Source organism: Clostridium sp. UBA7791 (assembly GCF_002480755.1).
GTDB lineage: Bacteria > Bacillota > Clostridia > Clostridiales > Clostridiaceae > Clostridium_J > Clostridium_J sulfidigenes.
This window is the reverse complement of record NZ_DLCT01000003.1, coordinates 319,496-345,289: the sequence shown is the minus strand read 5'-3', so window position 1 is coordinate 345,289 and position 25,794 is coordinate 319,496. Positions and strand designations below refer to the sequence as shown.

Below are 25,794 nucleotides of genomic sequence, written 5' to 3'. Positions count from 1 at the left end.
TATATATATATATTTCAGAGCACATAAACTAACAATTATAGTTATATAAACAGAGTTCTTAGCTTCTCTGAAGCTTTATAAACCGTTATCCAGGGACGTAATAACTCTTAACTCCCACTTTAGAGAAGATGGGAATATTAGAGCTGGTAGTCATCGGATAAAATAACTATAGTAATTACTATACTTACAAATAATTTTCTCACATCCAGACTTTACTGTCGGCCTTGGAATCTCACCAAGTCATGCCAAAATGGCTCGCGGGCTATACCGCCGGTAGGGAATTTCACCCTGCCCCGAAAATTGTTATTAACTTGTCAAACTCATAATATCATCTTACATAAATAATTTCAATATATTCTTACAAATCTTTTTAATTAAAATTTTATATGCGATATTTAGTGTTATTTATCCAATAATATTTCTCAGAAAATAAACCAGAGATATTGTAATATCCCTGGTTTAATTCATTAAATATTTTCTTATTTAATTTAAACTACTACATATTCAATAAACTTAATATTTCTTGAACAGCTTGCTTAGCTTCTCTAGGTAATTTTTCTATTGCTGCATCTTGAGCCTTTGGATCATTGATCTGGGCTATCCTAATTATCTCTTGTTGTAGTCCTGGTATATTATTTACTACATTGGCTGCATTATTAAATCTAGCTGCAAAATTAGGGTCCTTCATTTTTCCCTTAATCTTAGTTATTAGCTCATAAGGATTCATTAAACTTTCCTCCACCCTCGAAATAATTCATTATAATTACATAATATTCAATAGTTGCTTAAAAGTTCTTATCTTATATTTCTTTAATTATAGTTTTAGCACTTTTAATAATTACAACCTTAGCTTTATAAGGCTCTATATACTTAAAAATTTAATAATCATATTTTACTTATTATATATATTGTAAATATTTCTATATTTTTTCTTTACCTATCCACTTTCTCAATACTTCTGGTACTATAACACTTCCGTCCTCCTGTTGATATTGTTCTAGTATTGCAGGTAATAATCTGCTTGTAGCTAACCCTGATGCATTTAAGGTATTTAGATATTCTACCTTATTACCATCTTCTCTTCTAAATCTTATCATACCCCTTCTTGCCTGATAATCTCTTGCATTAGAAGCTGAACTTATCTCTTTATATTCATTCATACTCGGTATCCATACTTCTATATCATAGGTCTTCGCCATAGATGCACTACAATCTTTAGCTGCCAGCTTTACTAGTCTATAATGTAGTCCTAAGCCTTTTACCAGAGCTTCAGCTTTTTTAATTAATTCTTCTAAAGCTTCATCTGAATCCTCAGGTTTTGTATATTGGAACATTTCTATTTTATTAAACTGATGTCCTCTTATCATACCTCTTTCAGATTTTCTATAGCTTCCAGCTTCAACACGATAACAAGGAGTATAAGCAAACAATTTCTTAGGTAATTCTTCTTCTTTTAAAATTTCTCCTCTATAAAGATTTATTAAAGCAGTCTCTGCTGTAGGAAGCATAAATTGCATACTTTCTTTATCTTTTTTGTCCCCTACTGTAAATACTTCATCAACAAATTTAGGAAACTGACCTGCTGAAAGACCACATTGATAGTTTAATATATGTGGAGGCAGGATAAATTCATATCCGTCTTTTATATGCTCTTCTATAAAATAATTAAGTAAAGCCCATTCTAACATAGCTCCTACACCTTTATATATCCAAAATCCATTACCTCCAAGCTTAACTCCTCTTTCATAATCAATAAGCTCATGAACTTTAGCAAGTTCTACATGATCTTTAATTTGGAAATCGAAATTAGGCTTTTCTCCAAATTCTCTAACTACCTTGTTATTTTCTTTTCCACCTGCTACTACATCCTCATCGGGTATATTCGGAAGGCTTTCCATAAATGTATTTATCTTTTCTTCCATCTCTTGAAGTTTCTCATCATATTCCTTTATCTCTTTGCTAACTACTTTCATTTCTTCATATAAATCATCTACATTTTCTCCCCTTTTCTTAAGAATAGGAATCTCTTTAGAAACCTTATTTTTGTTGCTTTTAAGCTCTTCTACCTGTATTAATATTTTTCTTCTTTCTTCATCCCACTGTAAAAGCTCTGAAAAATCTACACTATCCATTCTCTTTAAAAGTGCAGCTTTAACCTTCTCAGGATTTTTTCTAATTAAATAAATATCTATCATTTTTATTCCTCCTAAATGAATTTTTTAATATTAAATCTTTTTATTTTGCTGTAAATTAAAAACTCCCGCCTCTATAAATATAGAGACGAGAGCTATTATATCCCGTGGTACCACTCCAGTTGTCACATTAGCGACCTCTTTACTGTGCTTTAAGGAGCACTCCCCTCTGATTCTTCATCAGTAGCTCCGAAGTGGAAAGACTATATAATATACTGATTTTCACCTATCATCAGCTCTCTAAAATATTTAAATAGTCGTAGCTTCATCATTGCTATATGATATTTAATATATATTAAACATTATTCTAGCACCTTATTCTTTCAATGTAAATATTTCTATATAATATAACTTAATAAAATTACCTTTAAATTTTACTTTTACTAGATATTTTATCTACGAAGATGATTTTATATATAAATAATATATATGTTATAGTAATATTGATGAAAATTTATAAAATACAGTTTTTTAATATAATGAGGTGACAAAATGAAAAAATTAAAAATATACTTTACATCTGATATTCACGGATACATATATCCTACAAATTATAGAGATGATACTGAAAAGAATATGGGTATATTAAATATAATTAATCAGTTTGAAAAAGATGGAAATACCCTAATCATAGATGGTGGAGATACAATTCAAGGTTCTCCTTTAACTAATTATCTAAGTAATAATGAATTTGATATACATCCACTTGCAACTGTAATGAATGAAGGTCAATACGATTATGTAACTCTTGGAAATCATGATTTCAATTATGGCTATGACTATTTGAAGAAATATCTTAGCAATTTAAATGGAAAATGCCTATGCACTAATGTAAATAATATAACAAAGGAAATATGTATTTTGCCTTATGATATTAAAACCATGGAAAATGGGTTAAAAGTAGGCATAATGGGATTTACCACTGATTTTATAAACAGATGGGAAAGGCCTTTACATATAAAAAATTTCATTATCACAGATACCTTTAAGTCAGTAAAAAAATATTATGTAGAACTTAAAAAACAATGTGATTTAGTAATAGGAGTTTATCATGGTGGATTTGAAAATGATTTAGAATCCCATGAAAAACTAAGCAACACTAATGAAAACATAGCATATAAATTGTGTCAAGAATTTGATTTTCATATTCTTTTAACTGGACATCAACACATGGAAATTCCAGGACAATATCTACATAATACCTACATAGCTCAAACCCCTCCCAACGGAACAAAATTTTTAGAACTAAACTTAGAGTTTCATGATGATTTAAGTAAAAATATAAGTTCTTCATTAAAAAAAGTAGAGCTTAATCCTAATAATGCTATGTATTATAAATTCTTAAATTTAGAAAAACAAGTTCAAAAGTGGTTGGATACACCTGTAGGATTTTTAGATATAGAACTTCAACCTAGTACTCACATAAACATGGCTACGAATGGCTCTTATTTAGCTAATTTCATAAATCAAGTACAGTTGGATGCAAGTGGTGCTGATATTTCAGTTACATCCTTTGCTAATTCAATAAAAGGTTTTAATAAAAATGTAACAGTAAGAGATATAACTTCTACATATATGTTTCCTAATACCCTAACTATCATTGAAATAGATGGGAAAACTTTAAAGCTTGCCCTTGAAAAATGCGCTAGTTACTTTGATAATATTGATGGTGAATTACAAGTATCTACCCGCTTCTTAAAACCTAAGGTAGAACATTATAACTATGACTATTTCTCAAATATGAGTTATATCTTTGATATAAACAAAGAAGTAGGAAATCGTGTTGTTTCAATGAAATTTAAGGGTAAAGACATTGTTGATAATGATACCCTTACCCTTGCCATGAACAACTATAGAGCAACAGGTGCAGGTGGTTATGATTTCTATAAAAATTGTAGAGTAGTAGGTGAAGTCTTAAATGAAATGCCCGACATTATCATTGATTATTTTAGAGCTCATAAGAAAGTTGTAGTGGATAAAAATCAATATCTAACTGTTATTAAATAGCTTACATTTCTTAACAATAAATTTATTCATCTCTTTTTATTAAGATTAATTATTATTATGTTTAAAAATCATAAATTTTTCAAATACTACACTATAAGTTAATTTAATATTTGAGGAGGAATAAATATTGTCTAGTATAACTGGTATTGTTAAATGGTATGATGAAGGAAAGGGTTATGGATTTATTTCTTGTAATGAGGGCAATGATGTATTTGTACATCATTCTCAAATAAAAGAAAAAGGAACTAATAAAGATTTACATGAAGGCGAAAGTGTAACTTTTGATATTACTGATGGAGCTAAAGGGCCCATGGCTGTGAATGTTCAAAAGCTATAACTTGAATTTAAAAGGCTATCTTAGGGTTAAATTATTTAATCTTAAGGTAGCCTATTTTTATGCTTTTTAGATAATAAAAGCTATATAATTGCTACAAATTCTGTTATTATAGATAGTTGTACGGTATTGGTTACTCTATGTTTTTTAATAATTAATCAATACATAACCAATACTAAGATAATTGATTTTATATGTTAAAAGTGGTGATATAATGAACTATATAATATTTGACTTAGAATTTAATCAAAAATATGAAGATAAAAAAGAACATTGTTTAGAAAAAAATCAATGTGTAGAAAAGAGCAATAATTTAAGTCTTCCCTTTGAAATTATCCAGATAGGAGCTATAAAATTGAATGAAAATTTCGAAAAGATATCCACATTTAATTTTTTAATTAAGCCAACTATTCACACAACTCTACATCCTTATGTGGAAAACCTTACTAAAATAAGTAATAATGATATAAATTCTTCAGAAACCTTTCCTAATATTTACGATAAATTTACTAAATTTATTGGTGAAGAAGAAGCAGTTCTCTGTGTATGGGGTATAGTAGATATAAAAGAACTTTTACGAAATATAAAATTTCATAATATATCTACTAGCTCTCTTCCACTTAAATATATCGACGTGCAAAGCCATGCATCAAAATATTTTAATAGTAAAAAGGGTATAAAAATTGGGCTTAAAAATGCAATTGAGCTTTTGGATATACCCCTTCATGGTGATTTTCATGACGCTAGTAATGATGCTTATTATACAGCAGAAGTATTAAAGAAGATTTTCAATAAAAATATAAAGCCTTTATTATATACTAAGCCTTCTAGAAGCACCTCTTCTGTTAAAGAAAAAGTTGATATGAATGGAGTATTTGATCAATTTAAAAAAATGTACAAGAGAAGTCTAACTAAAGAAGAAAGGTCTATGATAAGCCTTGCTTATAACATGGGTAGAACAAAACAATTTGTAGTTATAAGGAAAGAGGACTCTTAGCTGCTAGCTAAGAGCCTTTCTTCTTAATATTTCTATTTCTTTGCCATACCCCTCAAGGTCATTTGGGGTTTCAAGGAAAAATGGTAAGTTGCATAATTTAGGATGATTAATAATATTAGTAATGGCTTCAATTCCTAAAGAACCTTCACCAATTTTTTCATGTCTGTCCTTATGACTTTCAAAAGGATTTTTGCTATCATTTAAATGAATTGCCTTTAATTTTTCTAATCCAATTATTCTATCAAACTCTTCTAATACTCCATCTAAATTATTAACTATATCATATCCAGCATCATATACATGACAGGTATCAAGACACACTCCCATATGCTCCTTTAGCTCTACTCTATTAATAATTTCAGCTATTTCTTCAAAATTTCTCCCTACTTCTGTCCCCTTACCTGCCATGGTTTCTAATAACACAGTAGTAGTCTGCTGCGGCTTAATAACAACATTAAGCATATCTACAATATAATTAATCCCAACTTCTACACCTTGTTTAACATGACTACCTGGGTGAAAATTATATAAATTATTAGGTAAGTACTCCATTCTTAATAAATCATCTGTCATCATTTCTAATGCAAATTTTCTAGTGTTTTCATCTGCTGAACAAGCATTCAATGTGTAAGGTGCATGAGCCAGTATCGTAGTAAATTTATTTTCTTCCATTATTCTTAAAAGAGCAGCAACATCTTTTTCATCTATGGCCTTTGCCTTTCCACCCCTAGGATTTCTAGTAAAAAATTGAAAGGTATTAGCTCCTATTGAAAGTGCTTCCTTTCCCATATTTTCAAAACCCTTGGTTGTAGATAAGTGACATCCTATATTTAACATTTTCATTACCTCCATCTTCTATTATTGCAAAACTTCTAATTTTGTATTCTATTTCTATATCCCTTGTAATTTAAATTTCAATAATCTAACTTTAATACAATGATACTATAATAGAAGATATATTTGCAATGGATAATTTTTATTATTTAGAAATAACTATTAGTATTTTAAGGTTCTAACTAGATCATATACGTCTTCACAATAAAAAAATGTAGACATTAATGCTACTCCATCAGCTCCTGCTTCTATAACCTTGGAAGCACTTTCTGTTGAAATTCCACCTAAAGCTATGATAGGACAAGTAACTACTTTCTTTAATTCTTGAATAAATTCAACGCCCTTAGGTTTTAATCCTTCTTTACACTTGGTAGAAAATATATGAGATGCTAGTATATAGCTACACCCCTTTTTATCTGCCCTTATACCTTCTTCTAAAGAATGTACAGAAACTCCTACATTAAATTTCTTTTTATTATCTAAATTCATAAAATCTTTAAAAGATAGATGAACAGTTCTTTCCTTTACTTTTTTATAAATTTTCATATTAGAATTTATTATTATCTCAGTACTTCCAATTACTAGCTCCTTTATTTTATAATAAAGCCTTTCTAATTCTTCATCATCTAAATCTTTTTCTCTTAATATTATTCTATCCACACCAGCCAGTGAAGCTTCTTGCAGGGTTTTAAAATATTTTTCTTCACTAACTAAATGCCTATTTGTTATTAGGTAAATCAAATTCTTTCCCAATCCTTAAATATTGGTTGAAACCCTACTTCTATTATCATTTCTTTTATTTCTTCTACTGAACCTTCATCATTTATGGAAAATTGTGATGTACCTTTAGTTTTTAATGCATGACCTCCAACCTCTGTAGACACACCTGCACTCATCTTGGTGATTCCTAAAGGTATAAGGTTTTTTCTCATTTCATGATCTTCTCGTGTAGAAACATTTATTCCACTTTGCTGTGCAAAGATTTTATAAGCTAACATAACTTGTACCATTTTTTTATCTTCCACTGGATTTAACTCCTTTAATCCTCCCTCACAAGGTCTGATTCTTGGAGGTGAATAAGTCACTTCTACATGTGGATATTTCTTTCTAATATACTCTCCATGAAGAGCTGTGAAAAAGGCATCTCTTCTAAAATCACCTAGTCCAAGAAGAGCTCCTATACTTATACTTCTCATTCCAGCTCTTGCTCCTCTTTCTGGAGTATCTAATCTAAATTTATAATTCTTTTTAGGTCCTGATAAATGAACTCTATCATAAATTTCTTCATCATAGGTTTCTTGGTATACAGTAAGACCTTCTGCTCCCACTTCTACAGTTTTTTTATAATCCTCTTCACTTAAAGGCTGTACCTCTAAGGTTATAGATGGAAAGTATTCTTTCATTACTTTTATAGCATCTACTATATACCTAGTTGGGGAATGAATTTGACTTTCTCCTGTTAATAGAATAATGTGCTTAAATCCTTGTTTAGCAACTGCTTCTGATTCTGATTTTATTTCCTCCAAAGTTAGCTTTTTTCTACTTATAGAATTTTCAAGATTATATCCACAATAAGAGCATTTATTAACACAATAATTTGAAATATAAATTGGAGTATATAATAAAATAGTTCTTCCAAAGTGTCTTAACGATAATTCCCTTGCCTTTACTGCCATATCTTCTAATACTTTTTCTGCTACTGGTGATAATAAATTAAGCAAGTCCTCATAATTTGGATTTTTTTCATTAATACTTCTCTCTACATCTTCTACTTTTACCCTACTCCAATATCTATCAAGGTCAAAATCCTTAAATTTTTCTATGGTACTATAAAAACTCATTTTTTCATCTCCTCAAATTTTCCGTTAGTGTAAAGTTTTTTACTCTCCTAAAAATCCTGTGAGTGGTGAGGATGCATTTCCACTTTTAGAAACAGTCCCAAATTTTGATAAATAAGCAAGTCGTCCACCTTCTACCGCCATACTAAAGGCTTTTGCCATATTAGCTGGATTTTTTGAAGAAGCTATAGCTGTATTAACAAGACATGCCGCTGCTCCCATTTCCATAGCTTCCATTGCTTGTGATGGCTTTCCTATTCCAGCATCAACTATAATTGGAATATCTAGTTCATCTATCATTATTTCAATAAGTTCCTTAGTTCTTATACCTCTATTACTTCCTATAGGTGCTCCTAAAGGCATAACCGCCGATGCTCCCGCTTCTATTAATCTTCTCCCTGCATATAAATCTGGACACATATATGGGAGTACTGTAAATCCTTCTTTAGATAATATTTCTGTAGCTTTTATAGTTTCTTCATTATCCGGAAGCAGATACTTTGAATCCGATATAACCTCAATTTTTATCCAGTTACCACATCCCATAGCTTTGGCAATTCTTGCAATCCTAACTGCCTCTTCTGCATTAGTTGCCCCTGATGTATTGGGCAATAAAATAACATCCTTAGGTATATTAGATAAAATATCTTCTTCCTTATTATCTAAATCTATCCTTCTTAAGGCCAAGGTAATAACCTGTGAATTACTTTCACTCAAGACTTCCTTTATAAGTTTATTAGACGGATACTTACCTGTACCTACAAATAATCTATTTTTTAATTCTACTCCACCTATTTTTAACATATCTTCCATTTTAACTTTCCCCTTCTTTCAACATAATTCTAAGTGCCATATTTGCCATATGATTTGCACATATTGCTACCCTTGGTGCCATGAGTCCAGATCCTTCTTTAGCTTCATTTACTCCATCTCCACAAATATAAAACCTATCGTTTATCTTTTTAGTTTGTATATCATTAGAAGAATAAAAACCTGCCATACCTGATGATGCTATAAGGACTGATTCCTTAACTTTAGTTAATATCTCATTACACAACATTGCTTTATAATTTGCACTATCAAAAGCTTCTAACACAATATCTACATCTTCAAATAATTCTTTTATATTCCCCTTTTCTATTTTCTCAATTTTTTCATTTATCTCTATAAATGGATTTATGTCTAAGAGTTGTTTTTTTAAAGCAATAACCTTATATTCTCCTATATCTCTTATTAAGTATTGCTGTCTATTTAAATTTGATGGTTCTACCACATCAAAATCTATTATTTTTATAAATCCCACTCCTAACCGTGCTAAGGATATAGCAATATTGGACCCAAGGCCTCCTACACCTGCAATGGCTACTCTTGCCTTTGATACTTTTTCATGTACCCCTGGTGTATGCCTTGCCATCATAACACCTCTAAGTTCACTTTTACTTGGAACTTGTCCTCTCTTTATAAAAACAATGTTGTCACCTTCCTTTAATATCTTATCTTTAACTAAAGGAAATCCATTTAGTATCACAACATCACAACTAGGATTAAGCCTATCCTTTAAACCAAGACATGTTTCACCCTTATTAACTTCTTCTATGTTTTCATTAACTTTAATTTTAATTTTCTCATTCAAACAAATCCACCACTCTACATCTTTCTGTAAAAGTCTTTTGAAATATATTTATAATTTCTCTTTAGCCTCCCCCTACAAAAGATATAACTTCTATAATATCCTCCTCTTTTAAATATATTTCCCAATAATTTTCTCTTGGTACTATTTCTTTATTTAATTCCAATACTACCTTTTCTTCATTAACATCTAACTTACTTAGCAAACTGCTTATAGTAGTTATTCCATTCATATCTACACTTTTTCCATTAACCTTCATATTTTCACCTTCTTTCAATACCTATGTACATTAACTAACTTACTTTTACAAATAAAAAACACCTAACAAATGCTAGGTGTTGAAAATCTCAATAACTCATATAACAATATCTTCTTATTTAAGTTTAGATATTAATAATTAAAATTATATCTTTACTTAAGCTTTTATAAAAATACTAATTTTGCATAAGCAAGACTTTTATTTTATATAAAAATAAGACTTATTATTTGCTTCCCTCCGATGGTACTAACCATATCAGGTTCTTAGAGTTAGGACTTTCCTTCTCAGCCAAATTGGCACCCCTAGCTATCTATTAAATTATATTTATTATAACATTGCGGATTTACAAATTCAACTATACCATTCAATAAATACCTAATTGCGCTCCTATATATATGAATAGTTTTTTATAATAATCACAAAATAAGGTTGAACGAAATGTTGAAGGAGGTTAAATTTATGAAATTAGAAGATAACCCTGAGCTACGTGAAAAAGCTAAACAAATGCTTATAGATGGAGAATCCTATGATAAAATTATGGACGTAACTCATTTAAGATTAAAAGATGTAAAAAGAATTGAAAGAGAAGAAGTAAGTAGTCATTTTTAGTTAATACAAAATACCCTGTTAAGTAATCCTCTATTTTGTGTGTTAAGCTTTCAGGGTATATTCTATTTTTGTATATGTTTTTGTCCTATATGTCTGTTTTATGCTCTAGTATTTCAATAAATTTTGTAGTTGCGGGAGAAAGGGACACACTCTTTAAAAAACATAGCCCTATACTTCTTTTAGGTATTTCTTCTTTTAATTTCACTTTATATACTGTTCCCTTTTCTAAATATTCTTTTGAAAATTCTTTAATAACACAGGCTATTCCTAAGTTTGCCCTTGCGAATTCTAATAATAAATCATAAGATCCTAATTCGATTTCAGCAGTAATTTTAATTCCTTTAGATAACATATATTTTTCTATGTATTGCCTTGATATAGATTTAGATTCTAATAATATTAATGGTAATTTTGTTATTTCTTCTAGGCTAATGGGTCTAGAGCAACGGTTCTTGTACTTATTTCCACAGACAAATATATCATGAATATCCATACATTCTCTAAGTTCCAGTGCGGAATCTTCAATAGGAAAATTACAAATTGCAATATCTATTTCCCCTGACTTTACACTAGCACAAAGCTCTAAGGTTGTGGCATTTATTATTTTAAACTTAATATTGGGATATTCCTTGTGAAATTGTTCTAAATAGGGTAATAAAAAATATCTTGATATGGTATCTCCTACACCTATTTTTAAATCTCCTATCATCATATTTTTAATTTTTAAAAGTTTATCTTCTCCAACATGTATCAAATTCATGGCAGAGCTAGCATATTCAAATAAAATTCGCCCCTCATTTGTAAGTATAACCCCTTTAGAAGTTCTTGTGAAAAGCCTTATATCTAGTTCTCTTTCTAATTGCATAATAGATTGACTTACTGCGGGTTGAGTCATGTATAACTCTTTAGCAGCTCTTGAAAAACTTTCATGCTTTCCAACCATACAAAACACCTTATATAAATCTAATTTACTTATCATATAAGCACTCCTTATATCTACTATTTAATCTATTTATTTTACTTATACCACTAAAATGGTGTATATTACAAGTGTAGGTTTTAAAAATTAATGTAATTTTACATAAAGGAGATGTTATAATTGGAAAGAGTCGTTGGAACTGTTGTTAGAGGACTTCGTTGCCCAATCATAAACAAAGGAGATAACATTGAAGAAATCGTTGTAGATAGCGTGCTAACTGCTGCTAAAGTTGAAGGTTTCTCAATTAATGATAAAGATGTAGTTACTGTAACTGAATCTGTAGTTGCTCGTGCACAAGGAAACTATGCTTCTATAGACAATATTGCTAAAGATGTAAGCTCAAAGTTTGGTGAAGATACTGTAGGAGTAATATTCCCAATATTAAGCCGTAACCGTTTTGCTATATGCCTTCGTGGTATTGCAAAGGGTGCTAAGAAAATTGTTTTAATGCTTAGCTATCCTTCTGATGAAGTTGGTAACCATTTAGTAGACTTAGATATCCTAGATGAAAAAGGAGTTAATCCTTGGACAGATGTTCTAACTGAAAAGCAATTCCGTGAACACTTTGGATTTAATAAACATCCATTTACCGGTGTTGATTATATTGAATATTACAAATCTCTAGTTGAAAGCTATGGAATAGAGTGTGAAGTTATATTCTCAAATAATCCAAAAACTATATTAGATTATACAAAGAGTGTACTTACTTGTGACATTCACACTAGATTCAGAACTAAGAAAATACTTAAGGCAAATGGTGGAGAAAAGATTTATAGTCTTGATGATATTTTATCTTCATCAATTGATGGTAGTGGATTCAATGAAGCTTATGGACTTTTAGGCTCAAACAAATCTACAGAGGAAACAGTTAAACTTTTCCCTCGTAACTGCCAACCAGTAGTTGATAACATACAAGCTATGATTAAAGAGAAAACTGGAAAAACTGTTGAAGTTATGATTTATGGAGATGGAGCATTCAAAGACCCAGTAGGTAAGATTTGGGAACTTGCAGACCCAGTTGTATCACCTGCATATACTCCAGGACTTGAAGGAACACCAAATGAAGTTAAGTTAAAATATCTTGCTGATAATAACTTTGCTGATTTAAAAGGTGAAGAACTTAAGTCTGCTATCTCTGAATATATTAAAAATAAAGAATCTGATTTAGTAGGTGCTATGGAATCACAAGGTACTACTCCAAGAAGACTTACTGATCTTATAGGTTCATTATCTGACTTAACTTCTGGAAGTGGAGATAAGGGAACTCCTATAATCTTCATCCAAGGTTATTTCGATAATTACACAAAATAATACAGGAAAAACTAATGTAATTTCTTATCCTACTTATATAAAAATAGCCCAAAGGATTTTCTTTATCCCTTGGGCTATTTTCTATACTTTATTTCTAATGGATTTTTCTTATATACACTGACTTACTTTTTATAAGAGCTCTTCAAAGATACAGTTCTATTAAATACTAGCTTTTCTTTAGATAATCTAGTATCTCTTATAAAGTATCCATGTCTTATAAATTGAAATCTACCTTCTTCGTTTAGTCTAAGCGCTGCTGGTTCAATAATTGCATTTTTCTTTACTTCTAAGGAATTTTTATTTATATATTCAAATAAATCATCTCCAGATGGAGCATCATTAAATAAATTCTCAAACAATCTAACTTCACAAGGTACTCCATACTTTGCACTTACCCAGTGAATTGTACCCTTAACTTTTCTTCCAGTAAAACCGCTACCACTCTTAGTCTCTGGATCATAGCTACATCTAAGCTCTACTATTTCACCAGATTCATTCTTTATTACCTCATTACACTTTATAAAATATGCTCCCTTAAGTCTAACTTCTCCATCTAATACTAATCTATTATATTTCTTAGGTGGATTTTCACTAAAATCCTCTCTTTCAATATACAATTCTTTAGTAAAAGGCATCTCTCTCTTGCCTAACTCTTCATTTTCACCATTATTTTCAATGGTTAAATACTCTAAATGTTCTTCTGACAAATTTGTTACTATAACTTTTATTGGATCAAGAACTGCCATAACAGAAGGTACCTTTAATTTCAAATCTTGTCTTAATGAATTCTCTAGCATAGCAACATCTACCAAAGTATCAGCCTTAGCAACTCCAATTTCTCTTAAAAAGTTTAAAATTGCCTCTCGTGTATATCCTCTTCTTCTCATTCCCTTTAAAGTTGAAAGTCTTGGATCATCCCATCCATCAACTTCTCCACTAGCTACTAACATCTTTAAATATCTCTTACTTGTAACTACTCCACTTAAATTCATTCTTCCAAATTCAATTTGTCTTGGCTTTGGATTTTCTAAATCTAACTCATTTAAAACCCATTCATAAAGAGGTCTATGATCTTTGAATTCATTAGAACATAAGGAATGAGAAACCCCTTCAATATAGTCTTGAATTGGATGAGCATAGTCATACATAGGATATATGCACCATTGAGTACCAGTTTTATAGTGTTGCGTATATGATATTCTATAAATAACTGGGTCTCTCATATTCATATTGGGACTTGCCATATCTATTTTTGCTCTTAACACAGCTTCTCCCTCTTTATATTTACCAGCCTTCATTTTATCAAATAACTCTAAGTTTTCTTCAATAGTTCTATCTCTATACGGACTATTTTTACCTGGTGTTGTTAAAGTTCCCCTATACTCTCTTACTTCATCGGGAGTTAAATTACATACATAAGCCTTTCCCTTTCTTATTAAATATAAAGCATAGTTATATATTTTTTCACTGTAATCTGAACCATAAAAAAGTCTATCCTCATAGTCAAACCCCATCCACTTCATATCTTCAATAATAGCATCTACATACTCATGGTCTTCTTTACCTGGGTTAGTGTCATCAAATCTTAAGTTGAATTTTCCGTTATACTTTTTAGCAATTCCATAGCTTATATTTATTGCATAAGCACTTCCTATATGGAGATATCCATTAGGTTCAGGAGGAAACCGAGTATGAATTTCATCACATTTCCCCTCATTAATATCTTCCTTCACTAGTCTATCTACAAAGTTTAAAGAATCATTTTCATTACACATATCCACTTAGTAAAGCTTTTTTCAAGCTTTACTAAATTCACCTCCAATTTATATATAAATTTTAATTTTAAGATTTTATAGTTTTTCACTTAACCAAATATAAAATTTGGAGTGACGTTGCTAAAGCAACTTTTCGCTTTGCTCGTAAAAAAACTCCCACCCTAGGACTGTTATAGTCCTTAGGGCGAGAGTTATATCTTCGCGTTGCCACCTAAATTCATAGATATGTCACCATATCAATCTTATCAAGTACGGTATTAAAAATACTTATACTCTAGTCCTGTAACGTAGACCTACGTCATAGCATCATCTTTAAAGAATCCGTATGAAGCTCAGAGCCTTGTTTCGATAAATACATCTTTACTCCTTTTCAGCACCTGGAGCTCTCTGTAAAAGAAATTAAATATCTACTTTTCTCATCATAGCTATTATTGATATTATTATCTATAATATACAAATATATTTATTTCGTCAATATAAAATTAAGAATATTTTTTTATTTTATTCGTGTAATCCAAATCCACTTATTATTAATGTAGCCCAATCTTCATTTTCTTTTTCAATCCACTTATATTCTATATCCAGTTCTTTAAGCCAAGCATTAAGTCCATAACTTTTTTTGCTTACATTTGGAGACTTTCTTCCAAAGATTTCTTTTATAGTCTCAAGTAATTCAGCTTGTGCTTCTTGACCAAGAGGTCTATCAATTACATTGCTTATCTCTATACAGCATTGTGCATAGGATGAATGATCTTCAAAATACAGCTCATTAGCAAGGCCTATTCTTTTTTCATTTAATTCTTTAATTACCTCATTAATTTCATCAATATTTGATAAATACTTCTTTGCTACTCCCATAGAATCAATATCATTGTCTAGTCTATTTATTTGCTTTTCTAATCTTTCATATCTCATATCTTTTTCTCACTTTACATATTTATTTTGCCATACATAGAGTTTGTATTTAACCAATAAAACTTCTTATCTTAAGTTACATCCTCATTTACATTTCTCTTAATGCCAATAATCTATTATAACATTAAAAATCATTGTTGCAATTAACTTCTTTCAATCTTAACTTTACTTCCACCTCTACCTGATTCCGCTGGAGTAATTACTAATTTTACTGGTACCCTATTTTTTATAGATTCTACGTGACTTATTATTCCTACCTTAAGTTTATCATTATGAATTCTCTCTAAGGAGCTCATAACTACTTCTAGTAAGTCATCATCTAGTGTTCCAAAGCCTTCATCTAAGAAAAATAGCTCTAAGGGTGCTGTTCCCTTAAGTTGAATTTCTGAGGATAGTGCTAAGGCTAAAGCTAAGGATGTTAGGAATGTCTCTCCTCCTGAAAGTGTGGATGCATCCCTTGAGGCTCCTCCATTTTTATAGTCTCTTATTATAAATTTGCCCTGTTCATCTACTTCTAAACCATAAGTTCCACTAGTAATTTCCTTAAGTCTTTTAGAGGCTTCCATGGATACATATTTTAGTCTAGTAGCAGCTACAAATTCAACAAACTTTTTACCCTTAAATAGCTTTTCTAAATCATCAAGAAGAGCTAATTTATGATCTAATTTTTCTTTTTTATCTAACAATTCCTTTAACTCCAATAGTTTTTTCTTTATATAATTAACTTCTTCTGAACATCTTATATTTACTTCCGTAAAAGCTTTTATTTCCTCTTCTTTTATAGCTTTTTCTTCTTGAACCTGCTGCCAAGCTTCTTCACTTACTTCTCTTCCATTTATCTTTATAAGTAAACTTTCAATAGCCCCATTAATCTTGGATATGCTGTTATTATACTCTTCAATAAATGTCTTTAATCTCTCCATTTTCACCTTAGAAATCACATTATCTTTAACCTGCTCTATATCTTCAAAACTTTCCTTCCTTAAGCAATCCTTCAAGTAAGTTCTTTCTTCTGCCTCTCGTTTATCTAACTGTCTAACCTTACTTATGATTTCTATTAAAGCTTCATTACAGCTTTTAAAGTCTTTTTCCATGGATTCCTTTTTCTTATCATAACCATTAAAGGAATCTTCTATAGTCTCTATTTCTTCCTGCAGCTGCATTAATAAGTCCTTGAGATTATCGAGTTCTCCTACCTTAGCTTTTATTTTAAGCTCCTTCTCCTCTGCACTTTTTTCTTTTTCTATAAGGGTAGATTTCTCTTTAGCTAAGTTTTCTCTAAGAGAATTTATGCTTATTTGTAGGGATTCCTTGCTATCTATTAGATCATCTAATCCCTTTCTATACTTTCTTATGTTCTTTTCTAACTCTTCTCTTTCTTTTTCTATCCTTAATATTTCTTCATTTTTTTCTTGAAAATTTTCTACATTTATAGAACTTTTTATGCTACTTATATCATTTTCTAAAGCACTACACGATAGAGTATTTTTATTAAATTCTAGCTCTACATCCTTATATTGCTTTTCCTTTTCTTCTACTACTGATTTAATAGTATTTCTTTTCCCTTCTAAGGATAGTTTTTCTTCTTTTAAGATTTTTATAACAGTCTCTAAAACTTCTTTATCTTTATTATACTGTGACAGTTCTTTATCTAGTGCTTTAAATTTATCTTCTAATATTGCTAGATTCCCAACTTTAAAATCATCCCCTAAAGCTTTTATTTCTAGTTCTTTAGCCTTAATGTTTTCTTCTAAATTTAAGATTTTAGTGTTGTCCCTAGTAATATTCATTTCTATTTCCTTAAGTTGATTTTCAAAGTTATGCAGTTTTTCATTTTTTCCAGTTAAGTCTAGGTTTTCTATATGCCTTATATTCTCAACATGATGCTCTAAAGAACCACAAACAGGACAAGGTTCACCCTTATTTAAATTTTCTCTAAGCTCACTTGCTAAAGTCTCAACCTGCAGCTCTAGTATTTCTGCTTTTAAACCTTTAATGGCCTCATCTATACTAGACTTATTTTTCTCATATTTATTTACTGCTTCCCTTAAACTTTTAATAATTTCTTCTGAGCTTATAATAACTTCAGTTGCAAGGCTATATTTTTTAGTCTTTTCTGTTTCCTCAGATATCCTTCTTTGAAGATTCAAAAGATCAGTAGATTCTCCTGGACAAGTATTAATTAGTTTCTCTAACTTCTCTTCCTTTTCTTTAATCAATGCTTCCTTTTTACTAAGTTCTTCTCTGCATAAATCCTCTTTTACGTGTTCTTCTTCCATAAACTTTTTAAGTTTTGTTAAGGTTAATCTATCTTTATCTACTAAAGCTTTTAAGTCTAAAAATCTTTCATTAAGTCTAATACCCCTTTGAACCTTTTCCTTTAAGTCACTATCTATCTTAAGGGCTTCAAACTTCATCTCAGTTTCTTTTATAACATTTCCACCTTTAAGAATTCTTTTATCTAGAATATCTATTTCTCCCTGAGCTTTCTGTCCCTGCTCATTTAAGCTTTTAACACTTTCTCTTAACTCACTAATATTAACTTTTAAAGCACCTAAATTTTTCTTTTCTATTAAAGCATCCTTAACCTTTTCTTCTTTTACTTTTAAGTCAGGTAATTCCTTATCCTTTTTCTTTCTCCAAAAATTCCACTTACTTTCTAGTTCATCTTTTTCTACTTTTAATTTTTCATATTGGAGATTTAAGGCATTTTCCTTTTCCTTCGAGGCTTTTAAATCACTTAGAGTATTTTCATAGCTTTCTATATAAGGTAAAACCCTAGCTGCACCTTCACCAATTTTTAGTTTTTCCTTATACTCTTCTATTTCTTCAGCTTTTCCCATTAGAGTTTTTTTCTTTTCCTCATAGTCTTTAATATCTAAGCTTAACTTCCAAACTTCTTCTTTTTCCTTAAAATCTTCTGCTAACTTCTTAAGTTCCTCATTACCTTTTTTTAGTATATCTGTTGAAGCTTTTAGTTCATCCTCTTTTTCTTTTAATGTATACTCATTTATATTTTCATAACCCTTAAGCTCACCAGATAGCTCCTTGTATTTACTTTCTTCCTTGATTACTTCAGCCTTTAACTTACTTGAAAGATTATCTCCATACTTTTGTAAATTAAATAATCTCTCAAGCATATCTCTTCTCATTCTACCCTCTAACCTTAAAAACTCACTAAATTTCCCTTGAGGTAACACTACAGTTCTAGTAAAATCCTCTAAACTTAATCCTATAATCTCTCTACAAGCTGCAGTAACTTCCTTCACCTTATCTGCTAAAATTATGGGCTCCTCAAAAGTCATATCTATTATCTTACATTTTCCTGATATAGGATTGCCCGTTTTCTTATCCCTTTTAAATTCTCTATCTACAACATATCTCTTAGGCTTTGCTCCTGAAATTTGAAAGGTATAACTTAAAGCTAGGCTATCACAATTAGTATTTATAAAGTTTGAACTTTTTCTTGAAACCTCTCCATATAAAGCTAAAGTTATTCCATCTAATACTGTAGATTTTCCACTGCCAGTAGGTCCAAATATACCAAAAAAGCCTTGCTCCGTAAGCTTTTCAAAATCTATAAATTGCTCTTCATTAAAGCTATTTAATCCCTTAATTTTAAGACTAATTGGTTTCATTATCTTGGCCTCCTTCTTCCGAAATTATAGACATAAGTAAATCAACCACTTCATCCTCTGCATCTACTCCTCTTTCTCTTTTATAAAAATCCTTAAATATCTCTTCAAAGGATTTTTCAGAAAGACTCCTAGCATTTTCATCCTCTTCCTCCACCCCTATAATCTTAGGCATAATTTCTAGGATATCTCTTTTTAATATCTTCATTTTCTTTATTTCATCTTCATTTATATATCTATCTGTAGAAATTTCAAGATAAACCCAACAATTTCTATCCTTATTTTCCTCACACTTTAAGATAGCTTCCTCTACTCCATTACATTTCCACACCTCAATGGGCTTATAAACCTTTATTTCCACCTCTTCTATAACGCTATCTTCTCCAGCCTTCACATCTACTATAAAACATTTATTTTTAAAGCTAATTTCCTTTTTATTATAATGAAGAGGTGAACCTGAGTATCGTGCTCTTTTATTAGTTCCAGGGACTATTTGAGGCTTATGCACATGACCAAGAGCTATATATTGAGCTGACTCTGGAAAACAACTGCCATTTACTATGTAGCTTCCTCCTAGTTGTATGCTTCTCTCTGAACCACTTTCTTCACTTCCCATGGCAAATAGGTGTGATACTACTAAATTTATAGTGTCTTCTCTATAATGACCTTCTAAAGTGTGAAATAATTCATGTATTCTATCACTGTAAGACATTAACTTTTCTTCTTCACTTTCCATGCCACTATACAATATTTCATTTAATCTTTTTTCACTGGGATAGGGTACTGTTAATATAACTGCTCTTTCTCCATTAACTTCAATTTCAATAAACCCTTCTCCAGATTCAATAAGTCTGTGTTTTCCATAGCTCCCTGGTTGAACTACAGTTTTTGGAGTTCCCACCATAATTATTCCATGGTCCATAGCTAAAGGACCCGCTGCCACTAATCTCTCTGGATTATCATGATTTCCTGATATTACAAGGGTTAGCCTTTCACCATTTCTAGAAATTCTCTTTAAAGTATCATAAAACATTTTTTCAGCTCTAGCTGGTGGATTACTTGTATCATAGACATCTCCTGCAATAATAACCAAATCTATATTATTTTCCTCTACTATATTTACAAAGTCCTTTAAAAACTCTTCTTGCTCATCCATCCTACTCTGACCCTCTAGATTTTTTCCTAGATGCCAATCTCCAGTATGAAGTATTCTCAATTTTGTTCCTCCTCCATTAATCTATATCTATTTCTTTAAACCCTATAAATTCCTCACCCTTAAATTCCATAACAATAATCCAAGGCATAATACTTTTTATTCTATTAAACTCCTCATAACCAAAAGTTTTATTATAATAATTCAATATTGTACTTAAAGCTATGCCATGAGTACCTATTACTACATTTTTGCCTTTATTCTCATTTAATATTTCTTTTAATGCTGTTATATTTCTCTCTTGCACCTGTCTAAGACATTCACCCTTAGAAAGCTTGTACTCAAAATCCTCCCATTGACATTTTACAAATTCATTAAAATCATCTATCCATTGATCTGTAATAGTCCGCTCCCTTAAATCCTCTTTAGTTACTACCTTTAAATTTAACGCATCAGCTAGCTCTTTAACCGTATCTATTGCACGTTTATATGGACTTGAATAAATTCCATGTATTTTTTTACTTTTTAATACTTCTGCTATCCTTTTACTATCTTTTAATCCTTTATCCGTTAATGGTCTAATTAAATCTTCATGAATTGAAAAGTCAGGCTCACAATGTCTAACAAAATATATATTGGTCATTTTCCCCTACCCCCTATAAATAAACTCTAATTCTATATTATTCTATTATACCTTAAGTTATTTTGTAGTATCATCTTTAATTAAAAACTTACTAGTATTTTTTGAATACTAATGAAGATAGGAAACTAAAAAAAGAGTTATATCAAAACAATTTTCTAATCTTAATTAAATATTGTACATTCATTTAAAATAAATATAAGTTCAATATTAATTTAACATTAATCTTGTTTTGATATAACTCTAAACTCATTTAAACATTTTATTCTTCTATACCATAGAATAATTCTATTACATCTCTATCTGGTTTTTTCCCAATATAACTTCCCATTAAGAATGTAATTATAGCTACCACAAGAGCCGGCACTATAGGTTGAACTCCCATTGGTGCAAACTTTGTGATGTAAAATATTATAAAGGAACCAACACCACAAATCATAGATATTATAGCACCCATAGCATTAGCCCTTTTCCAATATAAACCAAAGACCACTGGACAAAAGAAAGCAGCCTCTAATCCACCAAAAGCAAACAGATTAATAAAAGTAAGTAATGATGGAGGTTGTATTGCAAGAATAAACACTATAAGTCCTATAATTGCTGTGGACCATAGACTCATTTTTGATATTTTCTTTTCAAAATCTTTACCTTCTTTTACATCATAATTTTTCATAATGTAGTTCATATATATATCTTTTATAATTGCAGCAGAAGATAAGATTAACATAGAGGATACCGTTGACATAACTGCTGCTAGTGGTGCTGCAAGAAATATTCCAGCAGCTACAGGATGCATAATATTAATTACTAAAGTTGGAATAACAGTATCTGAATTTGTAATTCCCTTTGGAAGAATTGCTGCAGAAAGTACTCCCGCTAAAAGCATTCCAAACATTAAAATAAAAAATACTACTGTTCCATAAATCATGGCATCATGCATGGATTTACTATTCTTAAATCCCATAGCTCTAACTGTGTTTTGAGGAAGTCCAAGGGTTCCTACTCCTACTAATACCCAAAAGGACATGATGTATCCTTTACTAAAATGTTCTCCAGATAAAGGGGTATTCCATACTGGATTAACTTCATTTAAAGTAGCTGAAATAGTATCCATTCCCCCGCCAACCTTTATAATGGAGTAAATAATTAGACCTGTACCTATTATCATTATAATTCCTTGAATTGTGTCAGTAACTACTACTGCTTTAAACCCTCCTATGGTAGTATATATAATTACTATTGTACCGAAAAGAATTAGTCCTACCAAATAAGAAAATCCTGTAATAGACTGAAAAAGTACAGCTCCTCCAATAAACTGAGCCACCATAGTTACAATAAAAAATACTACTAAAGCAATAGATGCCATTATAACTACTGTTGGTGATTTATATCTTTTGTATAAATAATCTGTAACTGTTACAGCATTAATTTTTCTTGATATTATAGCTAGCTTTTTTCCTAAGATTCCTAGTGTTAAAAATGCTGTTGGAACTTGAGTTACTGCTACAAATACCCAACTTAATCCTACAGAATAAGCAATTCCAGGTCCACCAATAAAACTACTAGCACTGGTATAAGTTGCTATTAATGTCATGGCAAGAACAAACCCTCCCATAGATCTTCCACCTATGAAGTAATTATTTATAAATCCATTTTTAGCATTTTCTTTTGCTGAGTTTTTGCTAATCCAAACTCCTACAAATAAGTTTAATGCTAAATAAAGAATAATTGGTATTACAATTAACATTTTTTCCATTCTACATTCCCCACTTTATTTTTCCTTATGATTCTTCTTTTGTTCTTCATCACTTTCCAAATCCATATCCACAAATAAATACTTTACAGTAAATGTTACTGCTACAATAAGTATTAATGGTCCTACAAAACTACTTAATACAAACCACAATGGTAGTCCCATTACATATTTATAAGTAGATGGATCTCCACTTCCTAGCCCAAAGCCAGTAACATACCACCAAATAAAATAAAGTATATACAAAATAATAGAAATGATAGCTTCTTTATTCATTTGTCGATTCTTAGCTTTTTCTGATAATTTCATAATTTTACTCCTCTTGATTTCAACATAAATAAGTTTTCTAGAGCTGTACCATTTAGTAATAAGCCCTCATTTTAACAACATAGTAATATTATCACGTCATCATTGAGTTCACAATGGTTTTCATAATTTATTTTCCCCTAATATAGCATTTTAACCTAAATAAATATAAGTTTTTTTAATAAATATAAATCTTTTTAAAGAAAATATTGAAAAACTGTTGCATATTTATAAGTTATAGTTGTATAATTATGCAACAGTATTAAATTATTATACAAGGGGGATACAACAATGAAAAAAGGTATACTAAAGAAAATTTTTGCACTAGCTATGGTAGGTACCATGTCACTATCTTTAATGGCATGCGGTAATAAAGAAGAGGTGGACTTGCTATCAAAAATAAAAAAAGAAGGAAAATTAAAAGTAGGTATGAGTGTTGATTACGCACCTTATGAATTCTTTATAATGGAAAATGGTGAAAAGAAAACCGTTGGTCTAGACATATCTCTAGTAAGTGAAATTGCTAAAGATTTGGGTGTAGAATACGAAATTCAAGAGATGGAATTTAGCACTATTTGTGATGCTACAAGAAATGGAATCATTGATTTAGGAGTGTCTGGATTATCAGTTAATGAAGAAAGAAAAGAAGTTATAGATTTCTCAAATATATATTTCCAAGCAGAACAAGGAATATTGATAAATAAAAACAATTCTGAAACTATTAAAAGTATTGATGATTTAAAAGGTAAAAAAGTAGGAGCTCAAAATGGTTCTACACAAGCCACTTTAGCTCAGGGAATTGAAAATGCTGATGTTAAGCTATTAGCACAAGTTCCAACTTTAATTCAAGATTTAATAGCTGGAAACTTAGATGCAGTAATTGTTGAACTTCCAGTAGCTGATATACAAGCTATAGTTCATGAAGAATTAGCTGTTGCAAAAGAAAAAATTAATGATACTTCCGGTGGTGGTTCTGCTATAGCTCTTCCAAAGGGACAAGCTACTTTACTAGAAGCAGTTAATAAAACATTAGAAAGATTAGAATCTGAAGGTAAAATACAAGAGTTTTATAAAGAAGCTATAAAATTAAGTAAAGATGAGGTTACAGCTCAATAATTTTTACTAGCTACAAAGGAGGAAGCTATGTCTAATTTAAGTTTTAAGTTTTTAGAAAAATATTATCCAGTGTTTATAGAAGGTATTCAATGGACTTTATTAGTAGCAATGCTATCAGTTCTATTTGGAGCAATCCTAGGAACCCTTCTTTGCTTCATGAAAAGGTCAAAGTTATCTGTATTAAAAGTACCTATTCCTAAGGTTATAGCTTCTATTTATATAGAATTCATAAGAGGAACACCTTTATTACTACAAATTTTTATAGTATATTTTGGTACAACCTCCTTTGGAGTTAAGCTTACTCCTTTAGTAGCTTGTGTAATAGCACTTTCACTTAACTCAGGAGCTTATGTGGCAGAAATAATAAGAAGTGGAATTGATGCAGTAGATAAAGGACAATTAGAGGCTGCAAGAAGTCTAGGTATGAATCAAAGAATGGCCATGCAACATATTATATTACCACAAGCCATAAGAAATATTTTACCTGCTATTGGTAATGAGTTTGTGGCTATAATAAAGGAATCATCTATGGCATCAGCTATAGGTGTAGCAGAAATTACTTATGGTGCTAAGCTAGTTACAGGTGCCACCTATAGAAACTTTGAACCTTTAATTGTAGCAGCAATCTGCTACTTTATCCTGACATTTACTCTAGGAAGATTAATGGCTTATGCAGAAAGGAGACTTAAAGGAAATGATTCACGTTAAAAATTTAAAGAAAAACTTTGGAGAACTAGAAGTTTTAAAGGGAATTGATGAACATATAACTAAAGGAGAAGTTGTTGTAATTATCGGCCCTTCTGGTTCTGGTAAGTCTACCTTCTTACGTTGTCTTAATCTACTAGAAGAGCCGACTTCAGGAGAAATTATATTTGAAGGAAATAATATCACTGATAAAAAGGCTAATATAAATAAACTAAGAGAAAAAATGGGGATGGTATTTCAGCAATTTAATCTCTTTCCTCATAAATCAGTATTAGAAAATATAACTATATCACCTATTAAGGTAAAAGGTGAAAAGGTTCAATCCGCTAATGAAAAAGCTCTATCTCTTTTAAAAATGGTAGGTCTAACAGATAAAGCTAGCGCTTATCCAAGCTCCTTATCTGGTGGACAAAAGCAAAGGATAGCAATAGCCAGAGCTTTAGCCATGAACCCAGATGTAATGCTATTTGACGAACCTACCTCTGCTTTAGATCCTGAAATGGTTGGTGAAGTTTTAAATGTTATGAAAGAACTAGCCAAAGAAGGTATGACCATGGTGGTAGTAACCCATGAAATGGGCTTTGCAAGAGAAGTTGGGGATAGAATTTTATTTATGGATGAAGGAAAAATTCTAGAAGAAGGCACTCCAGATGAACTTTTTGGAAATCCTAAAAACTCTAGAACTATAGATTTCTTATCTAAGGTTTTATAAAAAATAAATTTATCAATAATTTTTTTGAAGAGTTTATTATATTTACATTTATAATTTATCTATATCTAAAAATAAAATAACCAGTTAATTTATT

General features: G+C 30.4%; 24 protein-coding genes, 2 riboswitches and 2 other annotated features. Of the genes, 8 read left to right on the top strand and 16 right to left on the bottom strand.

The genetic code is table 11. From position 1 onward, the window contains the following. Positions 1 to 189: 189 nt before the first annotated feature. A riboswitch (FMN riboswitch) is annotated at positions 190 to 305 on the bottom strand. A gap of 191 nt (positions 306 to 496) precedes the next feature. Both B3Z56_RS03180 and serS read right to left on the bottom strand, forming a co-directional pair. Next, positions 497 to 727, bottom strand: coding sequence for a hypothetical protein (locus tag B3Z56_RS03180; RefSeq protein ID WP_035133802.1), 231 nt, complete (start codon positions 725 to 727; stop codon positions 497 to 499). Between the two features lie 193 nt (positions 728 to 920). Continuing rightward, on the bottom strand, positions 921 to 2,195 hold the full coding sequence (serS, locus tag B3Z56_RS03175; RefSeq protein WP_346878231.1) for a serine--tRNA ligase: 1,275 nt from the start codon (positions 2,193 to 2,195) through the stop codon (positions 921 to 923). Positions 2,196 to 2,273: 78 nt separating this feature from the next. Beyond that, positions 2,274 to 2,473 (bottom strand) — a binding site (T-box leader). A gap of 211 nt (positions 2,474 to 2,684) precedes the next feature. On the opposite strand from serS, the gene B3Z56_RS03170 reads away from it, so the two are divergent. The 3 genes from B3Z56_RS03170 (at position 2,685) to B3Z56_RS03160 (ending at position 5,530) form a co-directional block, all read left to right on the top strand. Continuing rightward, a complete protein-coding gene (locus B3Z56_RS03170) occupies positions 2,685 to 4,199 on the top strand; it encodes a bifunctional UDP-sugar hydrolase/5'-nucleotidase (RefSeq protein ID WP_346878230.1) in 1,515 nt (504 codons plus the stop codon). A 127-nt stretch (positions 4,200 to 4,326) separates the two neighbouring features. Next, positions 4,327 to 4,536, top strand: coding sequence for a cold-shock protein (locus tag B3Z56_RS03165; RefSeq protein WP_035133808.1), 210 nt, complete (start codon positions 4,327 to 4,329; stop codon positions 4,534 to 4,536). 211 nt (positions 4,537 to 4,747) lie between these two features. Further along, complete coding sequence (locus tag B3Z56_RS03160; RefSeq protein ID WP_346878229.1) at positions 4,748 to 5,530, top strand: 3'-5' exonuclease; 783 nt, start codon at positions 4,748 to 4,750, stop codon at positions 5,528 to 5,530. A 3-nt stretch (positions 5,531 to 5,533) separates the two neighbouring features. Here B3Z56_RS03160 and B3Z56_RS03155 read toward each other — a convergent pair whose 3' ends face one another. The 6 genes from B3Z56_RS03155 to thiS form a co-directional block, all read right to left on the bottom strand. Further along, positions 5,534 to 6,367, bottom strand: a complete 834-nt coding sequence (locus B3Z56_RS03155) for a deoxyribonuclease IV (protein WP_346878228.1) — start codon at positions 6,365 to 6,367, stop codon at positions 5,534 to 5,536. Between the two features lie 159 nt (positions 6,368 to 6,526). Next, complete coding sequence (locus B3Z56_RS03150) at positions 6,527 to 7,117, bottom strand: thiamine phosphate synthase (protein ID WP_346878227.1); 591 nt, start codon at positions 7,115 to 7,117, stop codon at positions 6,527 to 6,529. Beyond that, on the bottom strand, positions 7,102 to 8,205 hold the full coding sequence (gene thiH, locus B3Z56_RS03145; RefSeq protein WP_346878226.1) for a 2-iminoacetate synthase ThiH: 1,104 nt from the start codon (positions 8,203 to 8,205) through the stop codon (positions 7,102 to 7,104). Before thiH ends, B3Z56_RS03150 begins: the two co-directional genes overlap by 16 nt. 39 nt (positions 8,206 to 8,244) lie before the next feature. After that, entirely contained in the window at positions 8,245 to 9,015 is a 771-nt protein-coding gene (locus tag B3Z56_RS03140; protein ID WP_346878225.1) for a thiazole synthase, read from the bottom strand. A gap of 1 nt (position 9,016) precedes the next feature. Beyond that, a complete protein-coding gene (gene thiF, locus B3Z56_RS03135) occupies positions 9,017 to 9,823 on the bottom strand; it encodes a sulfur carrier protein ThiS adenylyltransferase ThiF (RefSeq protein ID WP_346878396.1) in 807 nt (268 codons plus the stop codon). Between the two features lie 73 nt (positions 9,824 to 9,896). Next, entirely contained in the window at positions 9,897 to 10,091 is a 195-nt protein-coding gene (thiS, locus tag B3Z56_RS03130; RefSeq protein ID WP_346878224.1) for a sulfur carrier protein ThiS, read from the bottom strand. 215 nt (positions 10,092 to 10,306) lie between these two features. Beyond that, positions 10,307 to 10,405, bottom strand: a riboswitch (TPP riboswitch). 145 nt (positions 10,406 to 10,550) lie between these two features. Between thiS and B3Z56_RS03125 the strand changes: the two genes are divergently transcribed. Next, positions 10,551 to 10,700 (top strand): hypothetical protein, encoded by a 150-nt coding sequence (locus tag B3Z56_RS03125; RefSeq protein ID WP_167402733.1) that lies wholly within the window; start codon positions 10,551 to 10,553, stop codon positions 10,698 to 10,700. Positions 10,701 to 10,785: 85 nt separating this feature from the next. Here the strand turns inward: B3Z56_RS03125 and B3Z56_RS03120 are convergent, their stop codons facing one another. Further along, on the bottom strand, positions 10,786 to 11,679 hold the full coding sequence (locus B3Z56_RS03120) for a LysR family transcriptional regulator (protein WP_035133820.1): 894 nt from the start codon (positions 11,677 to 11,679) through the stop codon (positions 10,786 to 10,788). Between the two features lie 120 nt (positions 11,680 to 11,799). On the opposite strand from B3Z56_RS03120, the gene B3Z56_RS03115 reads away from it, so the two are divergent. Beyond that, a complete protein-coding gene (locus tag B3Z56_RS03115; RefSeq protein ID WP_346878223.1) occupies positions 11,800 to 12,990 on the top strand; it encodes a coenzyme F420-0:L-glutamate ligase in 1,191 nt (396 codons plus the stop codon). A 122-nt stretch (positions 12,991 to 13,112) separates the two neighbouring features. Here the strand turns inward: B3Z56_RS03115 and B3Z56_RS03110 are convergent, their stop codons facing one another. The 7 genes from B3Z56_RS03110 to B3Z56_RS03080 form a co-directional block, all read right to left on the bottom strand. After that, complete coding sequence (locus tag B3Z56_RS03110) at positions 13,113 to 14,765, bottom strand: glutamine--tRNA ligase/YqeY domain fusion protein (protein ID WP_346878395.1); 1,653 nt, start codon at positions 14,763 to 14,765, stop codon at positions 13,113 to 13,115. Between the two features lie 177 nt (positions 14,766 to 14,942). Further along, positions 14,943 to 15,197, bottom strand: a binding site (T-box leader). Positions 15,198 to 15,266: 69 nt separating this feature from the next. Then, the gene (locus B3Z56_RS03105; protein ID WP_035133824.1) at positions 15,267 to 15,680 is read right to left on the bottom strand and encodes a hypothetical protein; all 414 of its coding nucleotides are present in this window, start codon (positions 15,678 to 15,680) and stop codon (positions 15,267 to 15,269) included. Between the two features lie 143 nt (positions 15,681 to 15,823). After that, entirely contained in the window at positions 15,824 to 19,318 is a 3,495-nt protein-coding gene (locus B3Z56_RS03100; RefSeq protein WP_346878222.1) for an AAA family ATPase, read from the bottom strand. After that, entirely contained in the window at positions 19,305 to 20,531 is a 1,227-nt protein-coding gene (locus B3Z56_RS03095; RefSeq protein ID WP_346878221.1) for an exonuclease SbcCD subunit D, read from the bottom strand. Before B3Z56_RS03095 ends, B3Z56_RS03100 begins: the two co-directional genes overlap by 14 nt. A gap of 16 nt (positions 20,532 to 20,547) precedes the next feature. Next, positions 20,548 to 21,111: a histidine phosphatase family protein gene (locus B3Z56_RS03090; RefSeq protein WP_346878220.1), complete on the bottom strand. Its 564-nt coding sequence runs from the start codon at positions 21,109 to 21,111 to the stop codon at positions 20,548 to 20,550. A 259-nt stretch (positions 21,112 to 21,370) separates the two neighbouring features. Then, the gene (gene panF / locus B3Z56_RS03085) at positions 21,371 to 22,864 is read right to left on the bottom strand and encodes a sodium/pantothenate symporter (RefSeq protein ID WP_346878219.1); all 1,494 of its coding nucleotides are present in this window, start codon (positions 22,862 to 22,864) and stop codon (positions 21,371 to 21,373) included. 15 nt (positions 22,865 to 22,879) lie between these two features. Then, entirely contained in the window at positions 22,880 to 23,170 is a 291-nt protein-coding gene (locus tag B3Z56_RS03080) for a YhdT family protein (protein WP_346878218.1), read from the bottom strand. 288 nt (positions 23,171 to 23,458) lie between these two features. Between B3Z56_RS03080 and B3Z56_RS03075 the strand changes: the two genes are divergently transcribed. Genes B3Z56_RS03075 through B3Z56_RS03065 form a run of 3 tightly spaced genes read left to right on the top strand, consistent with a single transcriptional unit; the run spans position 23,459 to position 25,700 of the window. After that, positions 23,459 to 24,283 carry a transporter substrate-binding domain-containing protein gene (locus B3Z56_RS03075; RefSeq protein WP_346847555.1) on the top strand — a complete coding sequence of 275 codons (825 nt, stop codon included), beginning with the start codon at positions 23,459 to 23,461 and terminating at the stop codon, positions 24,281 to 24,283. Positions 24,284 to 24,310: 27 nt separating this feature from the next. Then, positions 24,311 to 24,991 (top strand): amino acid ABC transporter permease, encoded by a 681-nt coding sequence (locus B3Z56_RS03070; RefSeq protein WP_035133830.1) that lies wholly within the window; start codon positions 24,311 to 24,313, stop codon positions 24,989 to 24,991. Beyond that, on the top strand, positions 24,978 to 25,700 hold the full coding sequence (locus B3Z56_RS03065; RefSeq protein WP_346873895.1) for an amino acid ABC transporter ATP-binding protein: 723 nt from the start codon (positions 24,978 to 24,980) through the stop codon (positions 25,698 to 25,700). Before B3Z56_RS03070 ends, B3Z56_RS03065 begins: the two co-directional genes overlap by 14 nt. The last annotated feature ends 94 nt before the right edge of the window (positions 25,701 to 25,794 follow it).